Origin of the sequence: Aquimarina pacifica (assembly GCF_000520955.1) — a bacterium.
In the GTDB taxonomy this organism is placed as follows: domain Bacteria; phylum Bacteroidota; class Bacteroidia; order Flavobacteriales; family Flavobacteriaceae; genus Aquimarina; species Aquimarina pacifica.
This window is the reverse complement of record NZ_JACC01000048.1, coordinates 1-13,050: the sequence shown is the minus strand read 5'-3', so window position 1 is coordinate 13,050 and position 13,050 is coordinate 1. Positions and strand designations below refer to the sequence as shown.

11 protein-coding genes and 1 tRNA gene are annotated in these 13,050 nt (G+C 33.6%); 4 read left to right on the top strand and 8 right to left on the bottom strand.

The features are described 5' to 3' along the window. The first annotated feature begins 89 nt into the window (after positions 1-89). Positions 90-1,916 carry a carbohydrate-binding protein gene (locus tag DZ60_RS24470; RefSeq protein ID WP_025743649.1) on the top strand — a complete coding sequence of 609 codons (1,827 nt, stop codon included), beginning with the start codon at positions 90-92 and terminating at the stop codon, positions 1,914-1,916. A gap of 245 nt (positions 1,917-2,161) precedes the next feature. On the opposite strand, the gene DZ60_RS0119245 is transcribed toward DZ60_RS24470, so the two are convergent. From DZ60_RS0119245 to DZ60_RS0119235, 3 genes are all read right to left on the bottom strand, one after another. Then, positions 2,162-2,914: a UDP-2,3-diacylglucosamine diphosphatase gene (locus tag DZ60_RS0119245; protein ID WP_025743648.1), complete on the bottom strand. Its 753-nt coding sequence runs from the start codon at positions 2,912-2,914 to the stop codon at positions 2,162-2,164. Positions 2,915-2,966: 52 nt separating this feature from the next. Beyond that, positions 2,967-3,419 (bottom strand): 6-pyruvoyl trahydropterin synthase family protein, encoded by a 453-nt coding sequence (locus DZ60_RS0119240; RefSeq protein WP_025743647.1) that lies wholly within the window; start codon positions 3,417-3,419, stop codon positions 2,967-2,969. A gap of 143 nt (positions 3,420-3,562) precedes the next feature. Then, on the bottom strand, positions 3,563-4,330 hold the full coding sequence (locus tag DZ60_RS0119235; RefSeq protein WP_025743646.1) for an enoyl-CoA hydratase/isomerase family protein: 768 nt from the start codon (positions 4,328-4,330) through the stop codon (positions 3,563-3,565). 1,014 nt (positions 4,331-5,344) lie between these two features. On the opposite strand from DZ60_RS0119235, the gene DZ60_RS0119230 reads away from it, so the two are divergent. Continuing rightward, complete coding sequence (locus DZ60_RS0119230) at positions 5,345-6,193, top strand: M57 family metalloprotease (protein ID WP_025743645.1); 849 nt, start codon at positions 5,345-5,347, stop codon at positions 6,191-6,193. A 312-nt stretch (positions 6,194-6,505) separates the two neighbouring features. Here DZ60_RS0119230 and DZ60_RS0119225 read toward each other — a convergent pair whose 3' ends face one another. Together DZ60_RS0119225 and DZ60_RS0119220 are read right to left on the bottom strand one after the other, a co-directional pair. After that, positions 6,506-7,837 carry an MATE family efflux transporter gene (locus DZ60_RS0119225; protein ID WP_025743644.1) on the bottom strand — a complete coding sequence of 444 codons (1,332 nt, stop codon included), beginning with the start codon at positions 7,835-7,837 and terminating at the stop codon, positions 6,506-6,508. Next, entirely contained in the window at positions 7,834-8,334 is a 501-nt protein-coding gene (locus tag DZ60_RS0119220) for a GNAT family N-acetyltransferase (RefSeq protein ID WP_025743643.1), read from the bottom strand. Before DZ60_RS0119220 ends, DZ60_RS0119225 begins: the two co-directional genes overlap by 4 nt. 124 nt (positions 8,335-8,458) lie before the next feature. Between DZ60_RS0119220 and DZ60_RS0119215 the strand changes: the two genes are divergently transcribed. Beyond that, positions 8,459-8,532, top strand: a tRNA-Ala gene (locus tag DZ60_RS0119215). A 152-nt stretch (positions 8,533-8,684) separates the two neighbouring features. On the opposite strand, the gene DZ60_RS25325 is transcribed toward DZ60_RS0119215, so the two are convergent. From DZ60_RS25325 to DZ60_RS24465, 3 genes are all read right to left on the bottom strand, one after another. Beyond that, positions 8,685-8,822, bottom strand: a complete 138-nt coding sequence (locus DZ60_RS25325) for a hypothetical protein (protein WP_161634442.1) — start codon at positions 8,820-8,822, stop codon at positions 8,685-8,687. 78 nt (positions 8,823-8,900) lie between these two features. Continuing rightward, positions 8,901-9,470, bottom strand: coding sequence for an outer membrane beta-barrel protein (locus DZ60_RS0119205; RefSeq protein WP_241448762.1), 570 nt, complete (start codon positions 9,468-9,470; stop codon positions 8,901-8,903). Positions 9,471-9,698: 228 nt separating this feature from the next. Then, positions 9,699-11,732, bottom strand: coding sequence for a M43 family zinc metalloprotease (locus DZ60_RS24465; protein WP_051477688.1), 2,034 nt, complete (start codon positions 11,730-11,732; stop codon positions 9,699-9,701). 588 nt (positions 11,733-12,320) lie between these two features. On the opposite strand from DZ60_RS24465, the gene DZ60_RS0119195 reads away from it, so the two are divergent. Further along, the gene (locus DZ60_RS0119195; RefSeq protein WP_025743640.1) at positions 12,321-12,950 is read left to right on the top strand and encodes a hypothetical protein; all 630 of its coding nucleotides are present in this window, start codon (positions 12,321-12,323) and stop codon (positions 12,948-12,950) included. The last annotated feature ends 100 nt before the right edge of the window (positions 12,951-13,050 follow it).

Below are 13,050 nucleotides of genomic sequence, written 5' to 3'. Positions count from 1 at the left end.
GCTTTGTGTCTTAATGACACTCAAGTATTTACAACGTAAACAAATACTTTTCGTAAAACAAACACATTCCAAATCCAAAACCCTAAACTATGAAATCTCGACTTTTACTCTTACTCCTTTTTATTTTTTGTCTTCCAACGGAAAAAACCATTGCTCAAGATTGGAACCCTTCACACCCTTCATGGACCGATAGCTTTGAGGCTAATGGCTTTTGCTGGTGTAATTCTACAAATTACGATCATGGACTTATAGATAAATCAGTTACAGTTAATGGTGTTGAGGTAAACATAAAAACACTTTGTGAAGAATTAGAAAAGCACCCAAGCTATAGAGCCTATGTAAATGGTGATGCTCCTTATAATGATATTCAATGTGGTAACGGACCTGCAAACGATGCAGATGATGAAACTGGTTGCCCAGGTCGTACAGATATAGGCCCTGATGGTTGTAACGTCATTGGCCCTAAATGGGATTGGGAGTGGTTAGAAACCAGATTCGGTAATGTTACCCCAACCTGTGATAGTGTTTCGGCATTTTCTACTATAGAAGCAGAAGATTTCTGTGATCAATCTGGAATACAAACACAAACAGGTTCTGAAGGTACAAATGTTGGCTGGGTTCATAATGGTGATTGGATCAAGTTTGATGATGTTGCATTTGGTAGCGGAGCCAATAAATTTTCGGCTCGCGTTGCAAGTAATACATCTGGAGGAACTATAGAAATTAGAAGCGGAAGTACTTCTGGAACTTTATTAGGAACAGTTGCTGTAAGTAATACAGGAGATTGGCAAGATTGGGTTACTGAAACATCTTCAATAACAAATACAACAGGAACAAATGACATTTATCTTGTTTTTACTGGTGGCAGTAATGCTTTACTAAATATTAACTGGTTTACATTCTCATCAGAAACCACGAATACATGTTCTCTACCTTGGAGTGATAATGATTTTACAGTTTCTCAAGAGACGGTAACTTATAGCTCTGATTCTGTAGATATTTCTTGCGCTTCAAGCAGCCTTACTGTATCTATGGACATAGAAGGAGTTGGACCAATGGAAACTGCTGATTACCTTAATGTCTATTATAAAGTAGATGGCGGTTCTCAACAAGTAATTTCAGAAAACACCAACGCATTTTCATCAAAAACAGTTTCGGTTTCTGGTATTACTGGCGATACTATAGAAATCATTATTAATGCAAAAACAAGCTATGGTGATGAAACATATAGTATTTCTAATATCACTATAAGTACATCGACAGATACTCCTAGTACTTCGTTCTCTAGAATTGAAGCCGAAGAATATGATGGCATGTCTGGTATACAAACTGAAGCATCTACAGAAGGTACGGATAATGTAGGTTGGATCAATAATGGAGATTGGACCCGATATGACAACATTGACCTAACAGGAGCTCTGAGTATCGATACAAGAATAGCTTGTAACTATACAGGAGGAACTATCGAAGTTAGAATTGACAGTGTGACTGGACCCTTATTAGGTACAATTTCTATTTCTAACACTGGAGGAAATCAAGCATGGCAAACCAACAGCACCAACATTACATCTGTAACAGGAACACATGATGTGTACTTAGTTTATACAGGAGGTAATGGTTATTTATTTAACATCAACTGGTTGCAGTTCTCTAGCACATCCAAAAGTAGTACACTTTTAGACAAACTGGCTGCTATAAAAATAACACCAGTACCATTTGGTAACACAATAACTATCGAAAATGCAAAAGATAATTCTTTACAAGTTTTTAATAGTATTGGCAAAAAAGTAATGACAATGAATATAACAAATGATCTACAGTCTATTGACGTAAGTGGATTATCACAAGGAATGTATTTTGCAAAATCTACAGGTCTTGACGGAAAAATCTCTACTCTAAAACTTATCAAAAAATAGATACAATGATGTATTGATTTTTGATATATATTTTCACTACAACCAACACCAGAAATATCGAGGGAATCATTCTCTCGATATTTTTTTTTACACCTTTTCTAAAACTATATCTTACACTAATTTAATCTTAGAAGATACTAAATCTTATAAAAAAAAGAGATTTTATACCGTTGTGTACATCTATATCATATATTAATTATTGAAGAGTCGATTACAAAATTTGGGAAAAGATGTCCCTATAAATTTCAATACTTCTTTAATGACAATTCTTTACCTTCAAAAACAGCATAGGTATAATGACTCACCCAGTCTCCTAGATTTGTATATTTTGAATCTTTAGTTAATTGGATTTCCATGGGAAGATGTCGATGCCCAAAAATAAAATGATCCCGATGTTTTGATTCTAATTTTCTTTTACAATACTGCACTAACCACTCATTATCTTCCCCCAAAAAAGTAACATCATCATCTCCAGAAATCAATTTATTTTTAACAGAAAGATATTGTGCTAATTGCACTCCCAGATCGGGATGCAACCACCTAAAAAACCATTTAGCCACAGGATTGGTAAACAATTTTTTCATGCGCTTATATCCTTTATCTCCTGGTCCCAAACCATCACCATGACCAATAAAAAAACTAGTGTTATTAAATGTAAATTCTTGTGGTTTATGATATACAGGAATATTAAGTTCATCTTCAAAATACCCATTCATCCATAAATCATGATTTCCTACAAAATAATACACTGGTATACCTGCATCAGTTATTTCTGCTAATTTTCCTAATGTTCTTGTAAATCCTTTGGGTACTACTGTCTTATATTCGAACCAAAAATCAAATAAATCACCTAACAAAAAAATAGCTGCGGCATCTTTTTTTACCTCATCTAGCCATTTTATAAATTTCTGTTCTCTGGGAAAACTCTTTTCTGATGTTGGAGCTCCCAAATGATTATCACTTGCAAAGTATATTTTTTTCCCCTCAGGAAGATTCATAGTATTAATTTAGAAAGTAAAGATAAGAAATGTGTTATATCAAATATACTGTCTACAAGTTATCAGAGGCATACCACTCTGCAAATGATGTATCTGTCTCTTGCAGTTTAAGAGAATGTAATTTTATATTTTTTGGTAACCGCCCTTTTATCTTTTTGGCAAAATCAATCACCATATTTTCACTAGTTGGTTGGTAATCTACCAAAATAACATTGTGACCTCTATCTTTCAATTCTTTGGCGAGTTCTATATGAGGTGTATTTTTATTAAATACTGTTGCATGATCGAACACATCTTCAATATCCTCTTTTACAATTTTTTTTAAATCTCCAAAATCGATTACCATTCCCAATTTCACATGAGAAGTATCAGTTATAGGAGTACCTATTACGGTTACACTAAGTTTATAGCTATGTCCGTGTACATTTCTGCATTTGCCATCATATCCGTATAAGGCGTGTCCTGTTTCAAAAGAAAATTGTTTGGTGATCCGAATGTTACTCATCCTGTACTTTATATAATTTTATGCAAAGTTAAGGAAGATTACCTTCTCTTACGTTTATTTATAAAGTAAACAACAACCAATACAATTCCAAGGATCAAGAATAATCCATTACCGCTCAAAAAGTTTACTATTTCCATGTTTTTTTATTTTGTAAACTTAGATAATGCTTTTTTAGTATGTTCTGACAACACCAATTGACCAGATATGTTTGCTCTTTGGGCAAGTAACTCTTCCCAGTGCTCGGTTCCCTGCCAATTTATTTCTTTCATTCGCTGTGTTGCTTCGGGGTTATAATTCGCCAATTTTTCTGCAAAAATCTGTATTTCTTTATCTAATTCTGCGATTGTTTCGACAACTTTTGCATATAAACCCCTGTCTTTTGCCCAATATGCATTTTTCCATTGTGTAGCATCCCATGTCAATGATTCGAAAGCTGCCAAACCGATTTTTCGAGTTACAGATGGCTCAATTACAAAAGGACCAATACCAATAGTTAATTCACTTAATTTAATAGATGCACCTTCTAAAGCCATACAATAATCACAAGCAGCTGCCAAGCCTACGCCACCCCCAACAGTTTTACCATGTATCCTACCAATAATAGGTTTCTTACATTTACGCATGGCATTGATCACATTGGCAAAGCCCATAAAAAACTGTTTACCTTGATCTAAATTTTGTATTGATTTTAACTCATCAAATGATGCTCCTGCACAAAAGGCGCGATCTCCTTCTGATTTAAGAATAATTACATGAGTCGATTTATCTTTTGATAATTGATCAAAAGCCTTAGTCAATCGCGACAATAACTCTGAGGGAAATGAATTACTGGCTGGATGGCCAAACTCGATTGTGGCAATATTATTTTCTATGTGTGTATATAGACTACCATTGGATCGTGTAGTTGTCATAAAATGTTACTTTTTAAGTAAAAATAGATAATCTTTTGGTTTAATGCCATTTCTCATATTAGAACTGGTATTTTAATTTATCGTCAACCTAAATTTACTTGATCCACTAAATAAAAATATAGCCTTTATAAAATTAAATTACTATTCTAACGTTATGCATGCATAGTTTTTGTGTAAAGAACAAAACTCGATGGGAAAAAATTGATTGTGTTAATTGTAATTGGAATGTCGGGTAACGTATTAAGAATTACATCTTAAGATATTATCCGACATTAATTTCTACAATAAATAAGAAAACAAACTATAAATTAATTGAAGTATTGAACTACTTCTGGCATTGTCTTTGCTAATTTATTATTGATTACGGGTGTATGCATATTCATAGTATACCTAATACAACTCGATCAAAAAAATAGAATATTAATACAAAAAGAAATGTGGTATGAGGATAGAACGATTTTTTGAGGAAAACAGAGTGAGATTAGGGATTCTTTTAGTCCTTATCTATACACCTTTACTACTGTATGTTTTTTTCTTTTAACTTATTAATACATCTTTTGTGCTTTGAAAAAGTATAGTAGAAAGATGTAACTAAACTTATGTTGTGTAGAATTATCTCGAAAACGGATAAATACAGTAGCCAATAATAGGATTAACTTTTATTTAACTTCAAGGAATTACCACCTCCTTTTTTGTAAGAAAAAGACTTCTTTTTTTAGGTGGTACTATTTTCACTTCTTATTCTTTTACAAATCACTAATTTTTTACCCAAATTATTATCAAATAAATTTAACAATTTATCATTTTTATTGAATTTAATACAGTGTTTTTACTGATTTAATGAGTATAAATCAATCAAATGGCATTTTGTGTAAAAAATTACCATATCTTCGAACTCTATTTGAAATTTCAAATTAGCTTAAGCTTTTACTGATTATTGTGCATCAAACTTATGTAAGGCCTATACATTTTTGTTTCACAATACGAATTAACACAAACTCAACTCTTATACAAATGAAGAAAATTCAATTAATCGCACTATGTGTGCTTACTGCGAGTGCAGTAATATCTTGCCAAAAAGAAGAAATAACTACAGAAATACAAACTGAAACTGATGCCCCAGAAATTTCTGACAAACATAAAGAAGCCCTTATCAAAGCAGGAGTTAATACAACAAATGCAAAATATACTCTTCTAAATCATTTAGATGGATCATCCTCAAAAGGAATTCTATCTTCAGATATATTTTTACGTTTGGATCGACTAGAAGAATATGCCCTCGAATCTAGCCCTGATGGGACCAAACAGTACCGAACCACAAATCTTGTAGATCAAAATACAACTATAAATGTAATTGGGTATACCGGTAATGGATATGCGCTAACTACCGTTATGCAACAGGGGTTACAATATGCTATTAATAATTACAATAACATAAACACTTCCTTAACGTTTAACCTAACATTTGCCGCGTCTACTAATGGTGATATTATTATCTATAATGCAGGAGGTACTGATGCTGGAGCTGTTGCAGAATTTCCTAGCAATGGTAACCCAGGGTATACGGTTGCTGTTTATGGTGGTATGAATAACTACGATAATCAAATCAATGAACATTTAATGACTCATGAGATTGGACACTGTCTTGGGTTTAGACATACAGACTATGCATACAGAAAATGCGACGGTTCTAATGAAGGAACTACTTCATATGGAGCCGTATACGTTCCTGGGACGCCCTCGGTTAATCAATATGGTGCTAGTGGCCTCGACTACGATTCTGTAATGATTTCCTGTTTTGAAGGTAATGAAGATGGTGAATTTAGTAATTACGATATAATTGCACTACAGTACATGTATTAAATACGTCGCACTTACTAATTAGGTCGTCTAAAAAGCATCGAAAATGGATCTCTTTTTAGACGGCTACTTTTTAGAATATCTTAGGTTACGAGATAAAACTAATATTACAAGTATTCTCTTATCATTATCCTACAACACATAATCTAAGTTACATCTATTGATCTTGCATTTACAGAAAAAGAAAGTCAGTTGTTTTTTTGTATCTGAAGTAGAAAAATTGTAAGTCAATACAACTACACCTTTTACTATTGAGCAACCATGAAAAAGAGTGTTTTATTACAGTTACGCTCAAAGTTTACATGGTATTATTTATTACTCCCGAATCAAAGGCAAAAAAGTGTTTCTAAACTTTATTATTAGAGCTACACCTCTAAATAATGCCCAAACGGTAAACCCAATCCAGATTCCGTATAATTTCAAATCAAAATAATTGCAAAGATATAGTGTAGGTAGAAACCCTATAAATGTTGCACCCAATAATACATTTCTTAAGTACCCCATTTTACCTAACCCTTTAAAAATTCCGTCAAATACAAAAGCCAAACCATTTATCGGTTGTACCAATAAGACGATAAAAAAAGTGCTATAGAAAGTCTCTAACACCAACTCTTCACTGGTAAATATAGTTCCTATGGGTTGGTAAAAAACAAATCCTATAATTGCTAGAATAATACTTACTCCGATACCATACAGACTTACACGTTTTCCCAGCGTCCATAACTTGATATAGTCCTTGGCTCCCAGAAGTTTTCCACTTAAGATATTACCTGCCGCTCCATATCCATCAATAAAAAATGCGGTAAACATCCAGATATTCATAGCTATAGTATAGGCAGCAATATACTTATCACCATAATCTGTAGCATATGATGTTGCAAAATACAAGGTAGTATTTAATGCTATTGAGCGTACAAAAAGATTAAGACTCATGGTAATTAACCTTCCTAATTCTTTATTTAGCGGAAATCGTAGTCTGAGACTAACCTCTGTCTTAGAAATTAGGAGTATAAAAACAATAATTGCCATCAGAAACTGCGAAATCAAACTCGCCCATGCCGCTCCGATAATTCCCATCGGATCTATCAACTCATCAATACCATACACAAGAATAATGTCTAAAATAATATTACTTACTGCACCAATCAATGCCACGATCATAGGCCAAAAGGTATTCTGGAGTCCCCTAAAAATACCAAAAACTGCAAACGTAAATAAGGTTAACGGAAATCCCCAAACCCTAATATCATAATACGCGACACAATACTTTAATATTAATCCAGAAGCATTATAGAGTTTAAAAATTTCTTCCACGAAAAAAACAGTAGATAATAATACGAGGATGCTTAGACATACATTAAAAAATATAGCTTGTGCTGGTAGTGTTTTTACTTCTTCTATTTTGCCTGCTCCCAAATATTGTGAAATAATAGCTGATATTGCACTTCGAGTTTGACCAAGAATCCAAATCAAAGCAGATAAAAAGGAGCCCACAATACCCACAGCGGCCAAAGACTCTGTGCCATATTCTGGAATATTACCAACAATTGCTGTGTCTGTAATCGACAATAAAGGTTCTGCAATACCTGCAATAATAGCTGGTACAGCAAGACGATTTATATTTCTAAAACCTATTATGTTACTCATAACGCGAGTTCATAACAATAAAAGGGGTGCTCGCTTTGTTTTGGAAAAAATATGTTTCCCAAACGTTGATATCCTCTGGTTTCATAAAATTTTTGATTTCGGGAATTCTGACTAAATGTGTCTAACCTCAATGAATTAAACGCTCTTTTTCTACCACACTCTTCTGCAAAACTCATGAGTTGCTGAGCATATCCCTGTCCCCAAAATTCTGGATGTACTGCTAACCGATGTACATAAAGGTTGTTACCACTAGGAGTTATCCATTGAATAGGTATATACTCTTCATCCATCATAGGTGTTAAAACGATCATACCTCTGATTTGGTGGTGTTCTGCGAACACATATAACTCCTGCAATTCTATATCAAGATACAATCGCTCTCTGGTAGGGTAGTGCTCATTCCATTGATAAATCCCATTAGTGATCATCGCTTTTGCACAAGCTTTGGTTAGTTTATGAATCGTATCAAGATCAGAGAATACTGCTTTGCGGATCATATTTGTTTTTGAGAACACCAAAAGTACTAACTTTATATGGCAGTTACTCAGGATAACAACTATTCTGTTATGTTTTTAAATAAACTTTAAGAAAAAAGAGTATTTTTGACGTCCAATATATTTTGGGGATGTAGCTCAGTTGGCTAGAGCGCTTGACTGGCAGTCAAGAGGTCGGCGGTTCGAATCCGCTCTTCTCCACTTAATAAAAAAAGTTTCATAAGATTAGATCCTATGAAGCTTTTTTGTTTTTTATGTTTCCATATTTTAATCTTAATTGTACTTATTCAATACTTTTTGATATTGATTTAATGACAATTAGTATTTGAATAGAGTGCAAAAATTAAAGGACTCTACCTGCGAATCATATCGGGAACCTCATCAAAAAAAGAAAATATTTCGGTAATTGCAAACATGGCAGCCACTAAGACTATACCATCGATAATCACTGCTTTTATTCGGTCTGGTAAGATTGCGTAGGTATCCTTCATGTTTTTCTATTATTAAACAAATATTAGTCTTTGTGAACTTGAAATTAAATGATTCTGAACAGCTTTAAAAAATAGGTTTTATTTATTAGTACGCAACGGAATAGATAAGCCAATGGCTGTTGCCCCCGAAAGCTGTCTAACAGATGGGTGAATGTAATAGGTAAGCTCAAGATTAAAATTGTGATCACGTCCTAATGCTACTCCAATAGAGAACGGAATATGCAATAGCAATCCATTCTTTTTTATGTCTGTAAAGGGTGTAAACGTTTCGAATGTACCGATAGATCCTCCAATTCCTATTTCCATATATGGTGCAACCCAAGGAATTGGGGCGATAATACGAGCTTTGCCTCCGAATAAAAAGGCATTAGCATCTGCCTTATATTCTAGTAGTGTTTCTTGGTTATCTTTTACAACTGTTTTTGCTAACATTAACCCAGCATATGGCCGCAAATCAACCCAGTTTGATATACCAAACACATATTCTCCTTGTATATAGAAACCAGCTCCATAAATGTCGACATCGTCAAAAGGCGTACTTATTCCCAAACCGATAGATACGTCAATATATTCATCTGTTCCTGATTGTGCCTGAGTAGATATAAACATGAGTGCTGTAAAAATACTTAGTAAACATTTTTTTTTCATAAAATAATAATTGATAGTAAACATTATGATACTAGTGTATGTCTCGAAAGGGAAAAATGTTACAAAAAAAGTGAAGATTTTATTCAGATTTGTTGTTTTCTCTGGCATTATAAAGGTACTTAGAACACCTTATATGAATCAACAACAAAACCTAAGGGTATAAAATAAAGAAGCCTACTACTGCGTAGAGGCTTCTAAAAGTGTTGACAATGTGGTAATCTTATTTCTTTACTTTTGGTTCCAGACCTTTACCAAAATTCTCTGTCCTCCTATTTTTTTATTGACAGAAGTTGAACCTTCATACTGTTCTACATCCATAAAATATACTTTGGGGCCTGGCATGGGTTGCGTTTCTTTAAACATAATGGTACAAGCATAAATATCGAGAGGGTCGAGTAATATACCTTCTAGACGCGCTCCGGGTTGATCAATTTTGATAATACTATCACTGATTTTGAGAACTCCAGTCCCTTTTTCTCCACCATCTGTCCATTTTTTTAATAATTCTGGATGCAATGCTATAAAAACTTCCCCATACTCAAATACCGATGCTTCAATCTCATTTGCATCTTCAAAAACCAAGGTCATTTCATACTCACGATCTCTCTCATAATTACCAACCATAATGGTAGATTCTCTACCTCCGTCTCCAGGAACAGCAATATCTATATTTTTCCAGGCTATGTTATTATTGTTTTTTACATTTTCTCCCAAACTAGTTGTTTCAGGAAAAGTGATTCCTGATTCTGCACGAGCCAATAAGCAAAAATGTGTTTTATCTGCTCCGAAACTAACATAATCATCAGGATTCGGGATATTGGTCCATTCGTATTCTAATATTGTATATCCTCCACCCTGAATTACTCCTGTTGGTTGTGTTCCTATCTGACCTCCCATAGCTGCACCATCAATACTTACACTACCATCCCAAGGGCTAGTCCAGCTAAGCCCTGATGAGGCTTTTGCCCAATACAACTCTACATTGGTATCTGTCGAAGAAGCACAACCTTTGTTACGTACCCTTACATATACATACCATGTGCCTGTACTAGAATATAGTGGGTTTTCGTGCTCCTGATTTATAATTCCGCTCGAATTTCGTATCCAAATATCTTCACTAACATAAAACTTATCTGACTCATTATTAGGCTCATTCCCAACATCTTCTGGTGTATCTTGTATAAAAATATCAGCTCCTGCACTATCATCAGGAGGTGGTAAAAGCCCATCAGACCCTATTAGTGTTGCTCTTGTTGTATATAAACTACCAACCATTCTATCTACTTGATCTTTTGTAAAAGCAAGCATAGCACTATCATTTACATAGTCCATATAATTCATAAACATATCATCACTATCACAAGAGTTTTGCGGATGTGTTGGGGTCCCACTATAAGAATTATCTTGATTGGGTGTATCATCTACCTCATCAGAATTACTACAACCTGGCTGTCTCCAAATATGCCATAAACCAAAAAAATGTCCAAATTCATGTACACCGGTTCTACCATCATTAAATGGAGAGGTCGAAGGGACAGATCCTATATTACCAAACGTATTTGACTCACAAACAAATCCCTGTAAATCATCATCTACTCCCAGACCTGCATCTACAAATTCTGGAGCATTAGGAAAAGATGAATATCCTATTGGATCTATACCCAACTCAACACGTAGTGAACCTACGGTCCACATATTAAGGTATTTTTCTGTGTCCCATGAATCTCGACCTCCTGTTGAGGTAGTTTTGGCATCATCATCAACAAAAGAAAAAGAGGTTCTCCCTGCTCTCTGGCGTGTAATTCCGTTTGTAGGATTACAATCAGGATCTCTTCTTGCCAATTGAAATTCTATCCTTGAATCGGCTGTTATACCCGAAAAATCCGAAGGAACACCACTAATATCTACATTAAGTTTCCTAAAATCCCGGTTCATAACATCAATCTGACTCTGTATTTGAGCATCACTAATATTTGTCCCAACCCCTACATCTTCTCCATTATGAAGAACATGTACTACAACCGGAATAACAATTCTTCCTCCGCGTAATCCATCTGCTCCCTGAAGAATTGTACTCTGATATTGCTGGATTAATTCTTCTACTTTTGCAACATTATTTCTAAAATCTTCGTTTGTGGTAAGCTTATTTTCGACATACTCATCAAACCCACAACGTGTCTCATTTTTTATTTCTGACTCACATCCTAATAGCATTAGATATAAGGATAGGAGTATTATACCTATACTTGATTTATTTTTCATGTAATTATGATTTAAAAAAGTGATCCTACTATTCAACTCATTTTACACAATAGAAAACACAAATCTTTAATGCGTTTTCAAGCCTTATTACGAAGTTCTATTGCATAAAATTGGTACAACTATTATTTGACACATAAATGTATTGATCTCTTAGCACATAAAAAGGGGGCATTCGCCCCTCTTTCAACCCATTATTTACCTGAAATATAGACAGTAACAAAAAACAAAGTGAATTATTAAAAAGATATCTAATTATGTTATAACTTAGAATTTCGGCATAAGATTTGTTATTTATAATACCATATACTTTAAAAAACTGTATGATATAAAATTTGTATCGTCTTTAATTTTATCTCTTTTTACTGTTAATATTCATTTTCGGAACATAGAATTGATTAATTAGGCCAAAAAAAAATCAGAAAATATGATATTTATTACTAAAAATCCCGATTAAATACTATTTTTGCCGACGAATAGCTTTTTGTTTGCTTTTTGAACAAAATTTAAAATGCAGATGATTTTCGCTAAAAACGAATTTTAAAAACATACAAAATTATAAATTTAACCTTATAAAAATATCTTAGTATCATGTACATAATTAAAAAATGGAATGTAAAAAAGCTACTACCAATGGTTTTGGCTTTATGCTTTGTACTACATATACAAGCGCAAAAAAATGATCAAATCATTATAGAACCTGCTAATAGTGAAGAATTCAATGTTCGAAGTGTTAATGGGATTCCTTTTACGGTGGTCATGGAAGAAAGTAATGGAGATGGTCAGTTTCACTTAGGAAGTAATAGTACACTAACCTTTAAAATTGATGATTTGATTGCCAAAAGAAGTACGTTACGAATTTTGTTAGAAGAAGAGATTCATCTTTCTCTTGAAAACAAATTAGTTGATCAATATCAAAAAGATGTACAATGGATAGAGTCCTACTTAGAAATCTCGGAAGGTGATTTTAAAATATTTCCGTCACGTCCTATTTTTACAGATGCGGACTTAGAAAAGCTTAAGGGTAAAGTATTCGAATATGCTGACACTGATGCGAAAGAAAAGTATTTTTATCAATGGATAGATAAAATTAATTATTCGGTTGGTGCTGTGCGCTTTTTTAAGGAATTATATGCTGCCTCTAATGGTACAAATAATGAACAACGTTATAACTTCTTACCAATTAATATCTATGAAGAACTTAATAAGAATAAGTTCTAATCTTTTATTGATAAGTAAAATTTATAAAAACCCCTCTACAGATAAGGTCTGCAGAGGGGTTTTTTATAAATATTGTCTTGTCCTGAAATAGCGTTACAAT